Source organism: Pedobacter alpinus (genome assembly GCF_042684645.1).
Taxonomy (GTDB): domain Bacteria; phylum Bacteroidota; class Bacteroidia; order Sphingobacteriales; family Sphingobacteriaceae; genus Pseudopedobacter; species Pseudopedobacter alpinus.
In genome coordinates, this window is sequence record NZ_JBHULV010000022.1 from 94,638 (window position 1) to 111,616 (window position 16,979).

10 protein-coding genes and 1 riboswitch are annotated in these 16,979 nt (G+C 33.7%); of the genes, 3 read left to right on the plus strand and 7 right to left on the minus strand.

Going from position 1 to position 16,979, the window contains the following annotated elements:
• Positions 1–88 precede the first annotated feature (88 nt).
• Together ACFSSE_RS06975 and ACFSSE_RS06980 are read left to right on the plus strand one after the other, a co-directional pair.
• Positions 89–1,405, plus strand: coding sequence for a M16 family metallopeptidase (locus tag ACFSSE_RS06975; RefSeq protein ID WP_379042992.1), 1,317 nt, complete (start codon positions 89–91; stop codon positions 1,403–1,405).
• 74 nt (positions 1,406–1,479) lie between these two features.
• Complete coding sequence (locus tag ACFSSE_RS06980; protein WP_379042995.1) at positions 1,480–2,868, plus strand: M16 family metallopeptidase; 1,389 nt, start codon at positions 1,480–1,482, stop codon at positions 2,866–2,868.
• A 50-nt stretch (positions 2,869–2,918) separates the two neighbouring features.
• On the opposite strand, the gene ACFSSE_RS06985 is transcribed toward ACFSSE_RS06980, so the two are convergent.
• The 7 genes from ACFSSE_RS06985 to ACFSSE_RS07015 all read right to left on the minus strand — a co-directional run bounded on the left by ACFSSE_RS06985 (position 2,919) and on the right by ACFSSE_RS07015 (position 12,689).
• Positions 2,919–4,235: a serine hydrolase domain-containing protein gene (locus ACFSSE_RS06985; RefSeq protein WP_379042998.1), complete on the minus strand. Its 1,317-nt coding sequence runs from the start codon at positions 4,233–4,235 to the stop codon at positions 2,919–2,921.
• Positions 4,236–6,038, minus strand: coding sequence for a hypothetical protein (locus ACFSSE_RS06990; protein ID WP_379043001.1), 1,803 nt, complete (start codon positions 6,036–6,038; stop codon positions 4,236–4,238). It abuts the gene before it with no gap.
• 498 nt (positions 6,039–6,536) lie between these two features.
• Entirely contained in the window at positions 6,537–6,854 is a 318-nt protein-coding gene (locus tag ACFSSE_RS06995) for a DUF6686 family protein (protein ID WP_379043004.1), read from the minus strand.
• Between the two features lie 62 nt (positions 6,855–6,916).
• Positions 6,917–8,155 carry a DUF4374 domain-containing protein gene (locus tag ACFSSE_RS07000; RefSeq protein ID WP_379043007.1) on the minus strand — a complete coding sequence of 413 codons (1,239 nt, stop codon included), beginning with the start codon at positions 8,153–8,155 and terminating at the stop codon, positions 6,917–6,919.
• Between the two features lie 34 nt (positions 8,156–8,189).
• Positions 8,190–10,544 (minus strand): TonB-dependent receptor, encoded by a 2,355-nt coding sequence (locus ACFSSE_RS07005; RefSeq protein WP_379043010.1) that lies wholly within the window; start codon positions 10,542–10,544, stop codon positions 8,190–8,192.
• Between the two features lie 170 nt (positions 10,545–10,714).
• Positions 10,715–11,431 carry a DUF4198 domain-containing protein gene (locus ACFSSE_RS07010; RefSeq protein ID WP_379043013.1) on the minus strand — a complete coding sequence of 239 codons (717 nt, stop codon included), beginning with the start codon at positions 11,429–11,431 and terminating at the stop codon, positions 10,715–10,717.
• A 4-nt stretch (positions 11,432–11,435) separates the two neighbouring features.
• Positions 11,436–12,689 carry a PepSY-associated TM helix domain-containing protein gene (locus ACFSSE_RS07015; RefSeq protein ID WP_379043016.1) on the minus strand — a complete coding sequence of 418 codons (1,254 nt, stop codon included), beginning with the start codon at positions 12,687–12,689 and terminating at the stop codon, positions 11,436–11,438.
• A gap of 171 nt (positions 12,690–12,860) precedes the next feature.
• Positions 12,861–12,974: riboswitch (SAM riboswitch) on the plus strand.
• Positions 12,975–13,216: 242 nt separating this feature from the next.
• On the opposite strand from ACFSSE_RS07015, the gene metH reads away from it, so the two are divergent.
• Positions 13,217–16,969, plus strand: a complete 3,753-nt coding sequence (gene metH, locus ACFSSE_RS07020; protein ID WP_379043019.1) for a methionine synthase — start codon at positions 13,217–13,219, stop codon at positions 16,967–16,969.
• The last annotated feature ends 10 nt before the right edge of the window (positions 16,970–16,979 follow it).

Genomic DNA, 16,979 nt, shown 5'->3' on the forward strand with positions numbered 1-16,979 from the left:
AAAGATTGCAAAATTATTAAGACATATTACAGTAAAGTAGGATTGATATTGAGTTTTTGTTAAATTGCTTTTCGCTTAAATTGAAATTATGGTTAAGAAATTAGTAGTTGGATTATTGCTAACCTTTAGTTTGCAAACATTTGCCCAAAACAAAGTAGATGATGTAAAAACATTTACACTTAACAACGGGATGAAGTTTTTGGTGTTAGAAGATGCATCAATCCCTAATGCAAATATGTATTTGTTTTATAAAGTAGGTTCTAGAAATGAACATCCTGGGATAACAGGTTTATCGCACTTTTTTGAACACATGATGTTTAACGGAGCTAAAAAATACGGACCTAAAATGTTTGATAAAACCATGGAATTTAATGGCGGTTCTAACAATGCTTACACCACCCAAAATGTAACAGTTTATTCAAATTGGTTTCCGGCAACAGCTTTAGAAACTATGTTTGATTTAGAAGCCGACAGGATTGAAAACTTAAGTATTGACCCTAAATATGTAGATTCTGAACGTGAAGTTGTACTGTCTGAAAGAAGTACGGGTTTAGAAAACTCACCTTGGCGTACTTTAGGCGAGCAAGTGAATGGTGTTGCATTTTTAGAACACCCTTACCGTTGGAGCGTGATAGGTTATGAAGAGGATATTAAAAACTGGACTAAAGAGGATTTAGAATATTATTATAAAACATATTATGCGCCAAATAATTGTACTGTGGTAATTTCTGGTAATGTAAAATTAGCAGAGGTTAAGCGTTTAGCCGATAAATATATGGCATCAATTCCAGCCCAAAAACCCGGACCTAAAGTGCATTTAGTGGAACCTAAACAAACTGGTGAACGCAGAATTACAGTGCAAAAAACAGTAGCATCACCTTATATGATGGTTTCTTTTCATGTACCAGAAACTATGTCTAAAGATTATTATGCTTTAGATATTTTAAGTTCTGTTTTAAGTAGCGGAAAAACATCAAGGTTATACCACAGTTTAGTGGATAATAAGCAAGTGGCAACTAATATCTTCACAGATTTTTCTGAAAGTTTTGACCCAAATCTTTTTTCTATTTATGTTTCTTTAAGTGCTGATAAATCAACCGAAGAGGCTGAAAAATTAATTTATGAGGAACTAAATAAAATTGCAAAAGAGGGGATTACAGCTGATGAATTGCAAAAAATAAAGAATCAAAAATTGATGAAATTTTATGCCGATATTGAAACTATTGACGGAAAATCTAATAATTTAGGTACTTATGAACTGTTTTTTGGCGATTATAAAAAGTTATTTAGTGCACCAGATGAATATGCTAAAGTAACGGTTGAAGACATAAAAAAAGTTGCCGATGAATATTTTAAGAAAAGTAACAGAACGGTTGGAGTGTTAAAAAGTAATGTAGAGGAGTAAGTTTAAAAGTATCAAGTATCAAGTATCAAGTTTGAACTTAGTTGAATCTCGATAATCAATTAAAATAAAAAAACATGCAGAAAATATTTTCAATAACACTGCTTTTTGCTTTAATAGCATCGGCATTTATAACTCAAGCGCAGGGAAACTTTAAGTTGCCCGCCTATCAGAAGTTTACTTTAAAAAATGGTTTAACTGTGTATTTAATGGAGCAACATGAAGTGCCTACCATTAGTGTATCTGCTGTATTACCTGCTGGTGCTGTTTATGACGGTGCACAAAATGGTTTGGCTGCTTTAACTGCTGACGGGTTAATGTACGGAACTAAAAGTTTTACTAAATCTCAAATTGAAGAAAATTTAGACTTTTTAGGAGCTTCTTTAAATACTTATGTCAATAAAGAATCAGCGGGCTTATCTGCTAAATTTGCTAAGAAAGACCAAGACCAAGTACTCAGCATTTTAAAAGAGGTTTTAACAACTCCTGTTTTTAATAAGGACGAGTTTGAAAAAGAAAAGGCCAGAGGCATACAACAGTTACAAAGGGCTACAGAAAGCCCAAGAAACGTGATTCAAAATTTTTGGGATCAATTTATCTACGGAGCGCACCCCTATGGTAACCCAACATCGGGTAAAGTAAGTACCATTACTGATATTAATGTTGAGGACTTAAAGGTATTTTACGCGAAGAACTACCAGCCAAACCACGCGGCCATAGCCATAGTTGGCGATTTTAGTAGTAAGCAAATGCAAGATAAAATCACCAAACTTTTTGCGGATTGGAAAAAAGGAAAAGATAATAACATTCAAATTGCTGCTGTACCAGCATTGCCCTCAAAGGCCAGAGTTTTGTTGGTTAATAAAGATGATGCCCGAGAAACAACTATGTTTATTGGCGGTAAAGGGATTAGTAAAAACAACTCAGATGAAGTGGCTATACAAGTAATAAATACGGTTTTGGGAGGTAGATTTACATCTTGGCTAAATGATGAGCTAAGGGTAAATTCGGGTTTAACTTATGGTGCTAGAAGTAGTTTTTCGTCTTTAAAAAATGGGGGAACCTTTTATGTTTCAACATTTACAGCCACCAAAACAACACAACCTACAATTGATAAAGCTTTAGAGGTTTTACAGAAACTCAAAGAAAAAGGAATTGATGAAGAAACTTTAACATCTGCTAAAAACTATGTGAAAGGTCAGTTTCCTCCAGATTATGAAACAGCCGGACAGTTAGCTTCGTTATTAACACAAATGTTTTGGTACGGTTTTGATGAAAGTTATATCAATAACTTTGAAACAAATGTTGATGGTTTAACAACAGCTAAATCAAAAGAAATTATTGCTAAATACTTCCCTAATAACCAATTACAGTTTTTGTTTATAGGTAAAACTGCTGATATTAAAGATATAGTTGGCAAATATGGCGAGGTAATAGAGAAAAATATTAAGGATGATGGATTTTGACTAATTGTAAAAAATCAGGTTAAGCAATTGCTTAACCTGATTTAATATTTTTATTTTTTCGTAGGCTTTCTATCCAAAGCATCATTAACTAGTTGTTCAAACTGGTTAAACAATTCGTTTTTATGTATTGCAGGGTAAACTTGGGTCATTAATATAGCAATAGATTTTCTTTCAGGATCAATCCAAAACATGGTATTAAATGCACCACCCCAGTTTAATTTGCCAACTTTAGCACCGTTTTTTAAGCCTTCGGCAGTTGCAATTTGAAAACCTAAGCCAAATTTATTTTTACTTACTTCTAAGTCTCCAATTTGGTTGGTGGTCATTTCTTTAACAGATATGGCACTTAAAATTTGTTTGCCATCAAAGCTGCCGTTGTTTAATATCATTTGGCAAAATTTAGCATAATCCTCAATGGTAGAAGATAAGCCAGAACCGCCAGAATAATATGTTTTTGCTCCTGTAACAGGGAAATTTACATTATAACCTCGGCTAACAATTGGCAAACGTTCTAACCTACCTGTTGTTGTTTCGCCATACATAACAGCTAATCTGTTTGGTTTATCTGCTGGTAAAAAGAAATAGGTATTAAGCATCCCTAAAGGTTTTAATATCACTTCATTTACATATTCGCCTAAGTTCTTACCACTTGCTACTTCAATTACAGCTCCTAAAACATCTGTACTTAAACCATAATAAAACCGAGAATTTGGCTGAACACCTAGAGGTAAAGTACCTAGTTTTTTCATTTTATCTAAAACTTTAACACTATCTGCTAAAGCTAAATCAGGAATGCCATTTTTCTTGTAAATTAAAGCTAATCTTGGGTCTGCAAAACCATATCCAATACCAGAAGTATGCGTCATTAAATCTTCAATTGTGATTTCTTTTTTTGCATCAACTGTTGTGTAGGTAGTATCTTTTGCATTAAATGTGGCTAAAACTTTTGGGTTTTTAAACTCGGGTATAAATTTTGAAACTGGGTCTTGCAGGTTTAATTTACCTTCTTCAATCAACTTCATTGCAGCAGCGGTTACAATTGGTTTTGTCATAGAAGCAATTCTAAACTCATCCATTGGGCGCATCATCGCTTTACTTTCTCTATCCCTAAAGCCAAAACCTTTGCCATAAATAATTTTTCCATCAACCGCTACCAATGCGGTAGCACCAGCCATCCAATTATTTATTAATGCTGTTGCTAATAAACTATCAATTCTTTCTAAGTTTTTTTCTTCAATACTTAACTTTTTAAGGCTTGTAGCAACTGTTAACCCGTTAGTGATTTTTTCTGAACAAGCAGAAATTAAAAATGCTCCGCAAAGGAACAACCCAAAATATTTGCCGTAATTATGATTTATTTTTATCATCTATTTATTTTTTCTTTCTTCTCGTCTTTTAATTCGTTTTTCTTTTCGCTCTTCTCTATCGGCTTTAGCTTGTGAAAAGTTATCTGCTCTTTTTTTCAGATTATCTTCTCTTTCTTTAGTAATACCTACATTAACCTTAAGTCCTTCAAAAATAGTTTTCCACATTAAATTAAAAAAAGAACCTTCTTTAGGTCTGGAGTAAGATGGATATGCAACTTTTAATGGGTCTTTCCCTTTTGGGTTAGCATTATCTACCAACAAAGCATTTGCTATTAAAGATACTAAACCAGATTTTTTGAGTTTATCATTTTCATCATCTTTTTTCATGATAGAAATGTTTAAATCCTCGTACCTCAAAATTACTTTCCCTTTAGCTCCATCAACATTCCCTTTTATGTCAAACTCCATACTGTTTACTTTACCGGTGTTTGTACTCAGCATAGCTAAAGGTTTTGTTAGGGAGTTAAGAACTGTCATATCCATACTACCTAGCGTTCCTTTGTAAGAAAAGCCACCCTTAGCATCTGTTAAATTAAATCTAATATTTATATCTAATTTACCTTTACCCATTAAATAAGTTTGCAAATAGGCATTCGCAAAACCGTTTTTAGTTAATGCTAAAGAATCATTAGTGATATTAAAAATGCGACCGTTTAAATTTTTGAGATACAAAGTGCCTTTAGCTTCTGTTTTAGGATTATATTCTGCGTAAGATATATTTGTGTTCTTAATAACAATGGTATCTGCTATTATATCCCAGTTAATTCTTCTTAAAGCTAAATGCGGGAAATTTTTGCCCTTATCAATCAGTTTAGCAGGTTTGCCTCTATCTAAGAATACGGCTAAGTTTCCGTTTAGTAAAGAAACTTTAGAAGATTTAATTGTTCTTTTATCTATTAATTGGTTAAAATCTATGTTATTAACCAAAACAGAATCAAAAGATAATTTATAACGTTCTTGCTGTCTTTTAAAACTGTTTGTAAAAGCCATTTCTTTTAACCTTGGTTCAAGGGCAATACCACCAATTTTAAACTGTTTGTTTTGAGAAGATACAAATGCATGTTTTATGTTAATTTTATACATTGAATCTGGTGTAGCATAAGAGTAGTTGTTAATTTCTGCAATAATATCTTTAGTACTAAAAATTCTGGTGCTATCATATTGCGCTAAAGAATCAATCAAAATATCGTTTAACCTGATATTCATTTGATCAAACGAAGTAATTTTAGGTTTCTCATAAGATTGATCAACGTATTTGAACTTAACATCTGTTAAAAATATACTGGTAATTTTTAACTCTTTCAACGTATTTTTTATACGCTGATAGGGTGTTCTGTTATCTTCTTTTTTCTGAATCTGATTTTTAAGTTTAGTATAAAAGACAGTTAACTCTGGGTTTTGTAAAGTAATATTTTTAATATCTAACTTTTTCTCTCTGTAAACTTTAAATGGTTTGATGTTTTTAAGAGAGAGTTTGTATATTTTTAAACGAAAGATGTTTTCTGGCGCAATTCTTTTTGCCTTAAGTTTATCATAAACATCTAAATTAGGAATCAATTCAATACTATCAACAGTAACATTACCTACCAAAATATTTACTTTAATATCAGAAAATTTTACTGTATATAAGCTATCACTAGCATCTATAAGGGTGTTCTGAATCGCATTTGTAAGTAAAGGTTTCCATTTTTTATTGATGTACCAAGCGGCACCTAAAGCAATAATTGTAATTATGCCTAATAATGCGAAAATCCATTTTATTGTTTTGTGCTTTTTTTTGGGGGTAGTAGAAGTTTCATCCATTGTTTAAATATAATCATTTATCTAATTCAATTATAGTGCAAGAAATCTTATTTTTTAAAATTTGGTAATTTTATACGTTCTCAGAAAAGAACCCTTTAACTAATATGAAAAGCCCAATTATGATGTGGAATTATTGGTGGTTTAACTAGGAAAGTTTACAGCTAGTATTGATTTTAATGAGTAATAGGGTACATCTTACCATTAAAGCCAACCTGGGGTCCTTTTTAGAAAAGTAATAAATGTTGAACAAAAGCAAAACACCATTAATCATATTGTTGGAGTAATGTGCTTAATTACTGGTAAAAAAAAGAGATTTATTTATTGGTTGCCAGCTTTGTTACTGCTTTAGGGTTGATGAAGACTTGGGAATGGGTATTGCACAAGGTTTAAATGTAAAGGTGCATGAGTTAATGGTTCATTTAAAAGGCTAATTATCTTTAAATAATTATTTAAGGTTGTTTCATTTAAATGGAGCAACCTTTTTTGCTTAAATACTTTTTAATATATAAGTTGATAAACTCCTTGCATGTACTCTGCTTCTTCCATTGCGGCATAAAAATTTGTCCATTCATCTTCTGTAAATGAAAAGCAAATATCTGAGTTTGGAGTACGTAAAATCAATCTATTTTCTCCATCAGGAAAGCTGTAAAAATCTTCATTAAAATTTGGACTTTCTGTGTATTTTTTGAAAGATTTGAATTGAGGAAGAGAAAAGATGAGCATAAGGTTGTTATGCCAGATGTAAATGAACTTACATTGCGCACAATAGCTAATATGAGCTGCTCCTTTTCTACTTAATGTGATTTTTTGACACATGTTAGAAGTGTTTTTAAAAGTCTGCATTTCCCATTTATTAGGAAATGCAGACTTAGTTGTTTCTAATCTAAATGCTGAACTGCGGTTATTTTACCACCTTCAACTTTCAAGCCTTTGGATGCTGTTGCGTTAGCAGCATCAATTTTGTAAACATAGCATTCTGTATTTACAAGGTTTAAACCAATGTACGCGGTTCTGCCATCTTTGGGGGTATAATTATTTACTGTTAAAGCGCTAATTTCTGCTTTCGCGGGTAAACCAGTTACTTTAGTTACGGTTTTTGAAGCAACGTCAACAATCGCTAATTCTTTACCCGCAGTATATGCACCTTTTTCAGCTTTAGGTTGAATGTGAGCAACAAATTTATTTGCACCAATATAAATCCAATTAGTAACATAGTAATTTCCTGAAGCAGCTTCTATATTAAAATAATAGCTTTGGTCAAATTCAGTAGTTCCAGCTTTAATTCTGGTGATTGCAGCTGGCTTAGTATCTGTATAAATAGTAGTAGTTGTCGCATCACTATTTGTAATACGGTCTGTAGCTACAGAACTAGAAAAAGCATAAACATCTCCATTTTCTACTACCCCTAACCCATTCGTAAAGTATCTTCCTATAAAACTGGTGCGGTCATCTTTAATAGTTTTTTCTAAAGTCATATCTGGATAAGAGTAAACAGCTATCCAAGCTTGATCATGATAAGCAGAGCTAAAGTTATTTGCTTTAATACTGAAAAACGGAGCATAAACTTTATTCCCTACTTGTTGCAACCAACTAAAATGAGCAATCTCTCCATTATTACCTGGAGCCATTGCATCTAAAGTACCTTCTTTAGCAATTTGTAACGTATTTGTATTCACTTGATAATAAGTATAGTATGTTCCCGCAGAATTAATTGATCTTGGTACTTTAGTTAATAAGATATCTGAATTTACAGGTGCAAAAGCCTGAACAGTTTCGGTTTGAAAATTTGAGATTTTAGTTAAATCTCCATTTTGAATACTATATGCGGTTACGGCGCCAGGGTTACCTTGACCATATAACATGCTGAAAAATTTATTATTGGTGGTCAAATAATAACGATAGGTACCGTCTTGTTCTACTCCATTGCCTAAAATAGAAACTTTACCGGTATCTAAACTTCCAGCAGTAACTAAATAATCTGCTACGCCAGTAGATGCTGTTGGAGTAACCGCTAAAATAAAATTTCCTGGATTTTTAACTCCATCTTCTTTAGCGCAAGAAGCTAATGTTGTTACTAATGCGATTGCTGCAAGAGTCTTTGTAATTGTAGTTTTCATGTTATTTTTAATTAAGATTATTATTTATGAGGATTTATTTTTTGCTAATGAAATATCTGAGGTTTAAGTAAAAGCCTCTGCTAGGTTTTTGAAGACTGAAATTATCGTACATTAAAACATCAGTAATGTTTTTTGCTTCTAAACCTATATTATACTTGCCGTTTGCTAAACTGTAAACAACATTGGCATCTAATGCAACTTGCAATGGAATGCCATATTTACCTTTAACCCCTCCGTATGCTGGCCAGTACAAGTAAAAATTGTTTATGTACAATAAATTTGTCCCAAAGCTTAAGTTGCTGCCATTATTTCCAATATTTTTTATTGTTGCGGTGGCATCAAAATTTCCAAATAGAAAAGGAATATTTGGCATTTGATTTAAATACAATAAGCTTTGCATAGAGTAATATTGCCCTGTACTGGGGTCTATCTCAAATTTTTGAAGATTTTTTAGGTATTGGTATGTTAATGTAAAACCAGCATTTAACCATTGCTTATGCGTATATCTTAGTTCCGCATCTACCGCCCAAGTATTTACACCATCTCTATTGTCTGCAACAACTTTAGATTGATTTTGATTCAGCCTGGTGTAAATAAAATCTGTTGCGTAACGGTAAGCACCATTTACATTAACAGAAAAAGAATTGCCTTTATTAATAGCGAAATTATAGATTACCCCAATATTAATATTATCGCTCTCTTGGGGTTTAAGATTCGGATTTCCTTCTTGATTTTCTACATCGCCAAATATTTCAATAGCCTCTGGTAGTCTATTGGTTAGCTCATAAGAAGTTCTTATTTGTAAATTTTTATTGATAAAGTAGTTAAAGGCAGCACCATATCCTAACTTATCAATATTGGTTGTTCTATTGGCTAAATTGCCAATTGTAGTAACTTGATAATAGTATTTAGCAAAAGTGTTAACACTCCAAATATCTTCAATGGCAAAAGTATAGCCAATGCCTAAAACATTTTTATTGGTTTTTCTAGGTGTTTCGTTATTTGCGGAATTTAAAGGGTCATTTCCTTTTCGATCAAAAGTGCTAAAGTTATTACTTAAAGCTAAGGAGCTATTTTCATTAACTTTATAGCTAACCATAGCAGTAGCTAGACCATTATTGTTGTTGTATTTGTACAAACTGCGAGAACGCTCTCCGCTAGAACCATTAGGTTTACTATTGCCGTACCAATCGAACCGGACATTCATGGTATCAATGTTTCTTTCGCTACCAAAATTGTAGTTGGCGTTTATAGCTACACTTAAGCCTTTAATTAAATCGTCTTTTTTATATTTTAAGGTGGGCATAATGATGTTGCCTCTTCGGTGCCAACCCCCAAAAACAGAAGCCATTCTTGCGCCTGTTTGGATTTCTTTATAATTCTGTCCTAGTGTAATTCCAAAAAGGAGTCTATCAGCATAACTTTTATTAGTTACACCAACATTTGCAATTAATGCTTCGTTATGATAGGTGTCATGGAATCTTCTTAAAGTGGCGGATGGGGCGTAAGCTCCAGTATAGTTGTTAGAAGCTTCTACCTGAACTTTGTAGTTATTATCCGAATAATTCTGGAAAGCATTTAATTGAAAAGTAAGACCTTTTTTTGATGTTATAGCCGTATTAATTACGCTTCTATGTGTATTAAAAGAACCGTAAGAATATGATACATCTACATAGTTTTTCTGACGATTTGCTGTTACAATATTAACAGCTCCGCCTAATGCATCAGAGCCTAGCCAAATGGGAACAACGCCTTTGTAAACTTCAATTCGCTCTGCAATATTTATGGGAATGTTATTGATTTGGAAAGATGACCCAAAATTATCCATTGGAATTCCATCAATAAAATACCTTACATTATTACCTGAGAACCCATTGATTGAAAGGTCAAAATTAGATCCTACACCACCAGATTCTCTCACTCGTACTCCCGCAACCCTATCTAGAGCGCTTGAAATATCTAACGTAGTATTGTAAAGTTTTTTAGCATCAATAGCGGTAACATTAAATGCCTGTCTGTTAACTTCTTGGGTTTCAGTTCTGCCAAAAACTTCAATGGTTTCTAATTGTTGTATATTTTCTGCCAGTTTGATGGTTAACGTTTGGGATTCTCCAGCTTTAATGGTAATTTCTTTTTGTTGAGGAATCATCCCCACGGATGAAATTTTTAACAGATGCTTTCCGGCTGCTAGTTTTTGCAATAGGAAAGATCCATCAACATCTGTTATCGAAGTTTGATTTGTGTTTTGAAGTTTTATCAACGCCCCTGGAATAGGATATCCGTCTGGATCAACTACTTTACCAGTAATTTGAGCCGACTTATTTTGAGCGAATAAAAATGATTGGAATAAACAAAATGCTCCAATCAGCAAATTTTTTTTAATTTGCATTAATTTAATTTTCAGGTTAAAGGATGCCGCTTTGCAGCGGTTATTTAGCCGTACGGTTGCCGCCGTACGGTTTTTTAAAATGATTTTAAAATTGCCGTTCTAAAATCATTTTATAATTTGTGACTGAATGCTCTCAGCAACCAGCAAGAGCAAACAGGACTTAATATTTTTTATTTGACTTCGAAAGTTGATGTACCACATTGCCAAAAAGCAGTGTAGTTTTTATTATGATGTTCGCCACTTGTTTTTTCGTAATTACTTATTTCTAAAATATATCTACCAGCCCATAATGGAGAAAATTCAATCTCACCGTTTTTGTCAGTAGTATATTCTTTACTCCATCCTTCCGGAGAAAAAACAGAAATATTTTTGTTTGCTAAGGGTTTTCCGTTTAAAACTGCTTTAATTTTTACGGGTACGTCTGCATTGTAAATTTTAGAATCACTAACAGAAGTGTAAATTGCATTCGAAACTTCAGAAGTATTTATTGCACTAGTTTTTCCAACAGCAACTGTAGCTAATGATGAAAACTCATATTTTGTTGTGCCACCTAGTTCTTTAGGCTCATGTACAACACTTAAGATATAAACACCATCTTTTTCTGGGGTAAAATAAGCGCTGTAAAAATTAGCACCGGCGGTCGTATTTAGTTTAATTTTTCCTTTTCCTGGAGATGTTAGCCATAAAGAGAATTCTTTAACATCAGAAAACCACTTAGCAACTGAATCTTTTTCGTTGGTAACAAATTCACCGTAAAAAATTTTAACTTCTTGGGTTTGACCAATTTTTCCAGTCGATTTTGTTTCTATCCATAATGCATGGGCAAATAGCTGCTGAGTTGCAATGGTAATTAATAAGGTGAATAAAATGTGTTTAAGGTTTTTCATGTAATTATTGTTTGTTAATATTTAATTGAGTGATGGCTACGTTTCTTCTTTTTATTGGAGGAGTATGTTTGATGTTTAATTGCTCTTCCGATATTGCTTTTAACCTTTCATCCTTGTGATTTTTAGTCTTTCTTTTGCTTTTTTTGTTTTTACCCCACCAAATAACGAAACCTGTAATAGGCAAACTTGCTGAAATCAGGCTGACTAAAAAAGCGATGATTTTACCTGGAATTCCTAAAATAGCACCAATATGAATGTCATAATTCATCCTTCTTAATTTATCACCAATACTTGCTTGATCATATTTTCCTGCAAAAGGACCAGATGATTTTAAAGGTTTTAATGTTTTTTGATCAAAACTGTAAACATCTGTTTTATAATATGTCCCAGATCTTAAATATAAAGTTGCACCTAAAACATCAGCAGGTTTTTTAGGTACCGTAATATACATCCCTTCGTTAGGTTTTTTGCTGAGTGAAAACCAAACTTTATCTATGTTCGATGTTTGAAAATCACTTAAATTAGTAGTATCTGATTTTAATCGATTTCTTTCTACCAAAGTGTTCCCGCCCGTAGTTACCCAATAAAGGGATTTACTAAACCACTCGAAACTCCAGACCAATCCAGTTAAAGAGATAAATAATAAGAAAATCATACTATAAAAACCCAAAACATTATGGAAATCATAATTTACTCGTTTAAACTTTGCTCCCCAATTAATTTTAAAGCTTTTATTGATATTTGACTTGTTGAGTTTTTTAGGCCACCATAAAATAAGGCCCGAGATTAAAAGAAAAACAAAAATAAGTACGCCAACACCAACTATGGGTCTGCCAATAGGATAAGGTAGCCATAAAGCTCGGTGTCCGTTTAATATAAATCTGAAAAAATCAAATTCTGAGTTTCTCCTGCTTCCAGATTTTACCTTTAATACATTAGCTGTATATGGATTAACATAGATATTAATAAAGCTTCCCTCTTTTCTATTATAAGAAGCTACTTCTGAAGACTCTCCTTTAGGATTATAAATAATACTAGTTGGTTTTTGATCTTTTAAAAAAGGTGATGCAGCAGCTAATAATTCCGATGGTTTAACAAATGTTTTGTTTTGTACTTTAACAAAGCGCCAAGGTTCATATAAACCCCTTATTTCATTTTCAAACACATAAATGCAACCGGTTATACTAACAATAACTACAATAATCCCCGAACTAATTCCTAACCATAAATGTAGCCAAGCATTTACTTTTTTAAACATAATTTTTATTTAGACTAATTATAAACAATGCAAATATAGAGCTATTAAATAAACATTCAAATTTTATTTATAATAATTCTAAATAACAGATCTGTATTTTTTAATTGATTTTTACCATTTTCTCAAGGAAAGGAAATTTGTTTTTGATTAAAAATATCACGACTTTTGCATCGCTTATAAAGAAAGACGGAGGGATTAGACCCTGCGAAGTCTTAGCAACCTGTGCAAACAAGGTGCTAAATTCTATTCGGACACTAGCTAACTAGCAGACGGAAAAGATAAGTTGAAGTCCTAATTACCTACCCCGACTTTTCTTCTAAGCTTTTAAAGATTTGAGATTACAGATACGAGATTTGAGAGAATGCTTTGTGGCAATCTTTTTTGTCTTCATTATGTTTCTCGATAAAAGATTTGAGAATATTGATTTGTGCCATAGGCATCCTTTTGGGAAGATTTGAAAGAAAGCTTTTTTGCAATCTTGCAAAGTCTCATATCTCCTATCTCACTTCTCATATCTAATAAAAAATATGGATATCAGAAAAGAATTACAAAAACGAATATTAGTTATAGATGGTGCAATGGGAACCATGATTCAGCGCTACAAGTTAACTGAAGAAGATTTCCGTGGAGAACGTTTTAAAGATCACCCATCTGATGTAAAGGGTAATAATGATTTATTGAATATCACTCGTCCAGATGTGATAAAGGCAGTTCATGCCGAATATTTAGATGCTGGAGCAGATATTATTGAAACAAATACTTTTAGTACGCAACGTATTTCCATGGCCGATTATGGAATGGAAGATTTATCGTACGAATTGAGTTTTGAGGGTGCAAAAATTGCGAAAGAAATTGCTACAGAATATACATTAAAAAATCCTGATAAACCTCGTTTTGTGGCTGGTGCAGTTGGTCCAACCAACCGTACTTTGTCTATGTCGCCAGATGTAAACGATCCAGGTTATAGAGCCATTTCTTTTGAGCAATTAGAAGAAGCTTACTATGAACAAGTGCGTGGTTTAGTAGATGGTGGTTCTGATTTATTGTTGGTAGAAACCATTTTTGATACTTTAAATGCCAAAGCCGCAATTTTTGCGATTAAAAGGTATGAAGCAGAACTCAATGATAAAATAAAGAACTCAGAAGAGCTTCCTTCCAACTTATCGTCCTCAGTTTATCAACAAGGACAGGCATCCCTCTCCTTCGGAGAGGGACCGAGGGTGAGGCTCTCCATCATGATCTCCGGTACCATTACCGATGCATCTGGAAGAACTTTATCTGGGCAAACGGTTGAAGCTTTTTTAAATTCAATGCGTCATGGCGATTTATTATCTATCGGATTAAACTGTGCTTTAGGTGCAAAAGATATGCGTCCGCATATTGAAGAGCTTTCTGCAAAATCAGAAATGTTTGTTTCTGCTTACCCAAATGCGGGCTTACCTAACGAGTTTGGTGAGTACGATGAAACTGCAAGAGAAACTGGAGTTTTGGTAGAAGATTTTATGGCTTCTGGTTTTATAAATATTATTGGTGGCTGTTGCGGCACAACGCCTCAGCACATTAAAGCAATGGCAACTATAGCGGCTAAATATCCGCCAAGAGAAATACCAGAAATTGAACCATTTATGCGTTTATCTGGCTTAGAAGCTGTTGTTATAAAGCCTGATACCATGTTTGTAAACGTGGGCGAACGTACTAACGTTACCGGTTCTCCAAAATTTGCCAAACTTATTTTAAGTGGCGATTTTGATAGCGCTTTATCAATTGCTCGTCAGCAAGTAGAAGGTGGTGCACAGGTTATTGATGTAAATATGGATGAAGGTATGCTTGATTCTGAAGCTGCAATGACCAAATTCCTAAACTTGATTGCATCAGAGCCTGATATTTCTAAACTGCCTATCATGGTAGATTCTTCTAAATGGACAGTGATTGAAGCGGGCTTAAAATGTTTGCAAGGTAAGGGAATTGTGAACTCTATATCATTAAAAGAGGGAGAAGAAAAATTTAAAGAATACGCTCATAAAATTAAACAATACGGAGCTGCAACAGTAGTAATGGCATTTGACGAAGATGGCCAAGCCGATAATTTTGAACGTAGAAAAGAGATTTGCCAACGTTCTTATGATATTTTGGTAAATGAGGTGGGTTTTCCTCCTCAAGACATCATTTTCGATCCTAATATTTTAACAGTTGCCACCGGATTAGAAGAGCATAACAACTATGCAGTTGATTTTATAAATGCAACCCGCTGGATCAAAGAAAACCTTCCTTATGCTAAAGTAAGTGGTGGTGTTTCTAATATTTCTTTCTCTTTTAGAGGAAACAATACCGTTCGTGAGGCTATGCACTCTGCATTTTTATACCACGCCATTAAAGCGGGTTTAGATATGGGGATTGTGAATGCTGGAATGTTAGAAGTTTATGAGGAAATTCCAAAAGAGCTATTAGAGAAAGTAGAAGATGTTTTGCTAAACCGAAGACCAGATGCAACAGAAATTTTGGTGGATTATGCTGAAACTGTAAAAAACAAAGGAAAAATTGCTGTTAAAAGCGAAGAATGGCGTAACGGAACTGTTCAGAATCGTTTATCTCATTCCTTAATTAAAGGAATTATAGATTATTTAGATACGGATGTTGAGGAAGCTCGTTTGCAATACGAAAAACCGATTGAAGTTATTGAAGGTCCGTTAATGGACGGGATGAACATTGTGGGTGATTTATTTGGCGAAGGGAAAATGTTTTTACCACAGGTAGTAAAATCTGCAAGGGTAATGAAAAAAGCTGTAGCTATTTTAATGCCTTATATTGAAGCTGGTAAAGTTGTTGGAAGTAGCAGCAGTGCCGGAAAAGTATTAATGGCAACTGTAAAAGGCGATGTTCATGATATCGGAAAAAATATTGTTGGGGTAGTTTTAGCCTGCAACAATTTCGAGGTAATTGACATCGGTGTAATGGTTCCTGCAGCAAGAATTATTGACGAAGCTAAAAAGCACAATGTAGATATTATTGGTTTAAGTGGTTTAATTACTCCTTCTTTAGATGAAATGGTACATTTTGCTAAAGAAATGGAACGTGAAGGCTTTGACATCCCTTTATTAATTGGTGGCGCAACAACTTCTCGTATTCATACCGCAGTAAAAGTTGACCCTTTTTATCATGGTGCGGTTGTTCATGTTTTAGATGCATCTAGAAGCGTGGGTGTTTGTAGCAATTTATTAAATAAAGAAACCAAAGTCGAATACACTAAAACTCTAAAAAACGATTATTTACAAACTCGAGATAATTACAATAGAAAGAAAGTAGATAAGAACTTTTTAACCATTGCCCAAGCTAGAGCCAATAAGTATCAAATCAATTTAGAAAACTTAGCGCCTGTTAAACCTAAATTTACAGGTACTAAAGTGATTGATAATTATCCTTTAGAAGAATTAGTGCCGTATATAGATTGGACTCCTTTTTTCCATACGTGGGAATTAAGAGGTTCTTATCCAAAAATATTTGATGATAAATTTGTAGGCGACGAAGCCAAAAAGTTATTTGATGATGCGCAACAATTATTAAAACGCATTGTTGATGAGAAATTATTTACCGCTAAAGCAGTTTTTGGTTTTTGGCCAGCAAATGCCGTAGGCGACGACATCTCCCTCTACCTTGGAGAGGGTCGAGGTGAGGCTACCATCCATACCCTCCGCCAACAGGCAGAAAAAGCAAAAGGCGAACCGTATTACGCATTATCAGATTTTATTGTACCAAAAGAAACAGGAATACAAGATTATTTTGGAGGTTTTGCAGTAACAACAGGACATGGTTGTGATGAATTAGTCGCCGAGTTTGAGAAAAATTACGATGACTACAACAGCATTATGACTAAAGCTTTAGCTGATAGATTAGCTGAAGCTTTTGCCGAGAAATTGCATGAAATGGTGCGTAAGGATTATTGGGGTTATGATAAAGAGGAAACTTTAGGTAACGAAGATTTGATTAAAGAAAAATACGTTGGTATTCGTCCTGCACCGGGTTATCCAGCTTGCCCAGATCATACAGAAAAAGGCACTTTATGGCAGCTTTTGAAAGCCGATACAGAAATTGGATTGCAAATTACCGAAAGTTTCGCCATGTACCCAACAGCAGCTGTAAGTGGTTTTTACTTCGCTAACCCAGAATCTCGTTATTTTGGTTTAGGTAAAATCAATAAAGATCAAATAGAAGATTACGCATTACGTAAAGAAATGGACATAGAAACCGTAGAAAGGTGGATGGGTCCGAATTTGGGGTATTAGATGGTTAGGT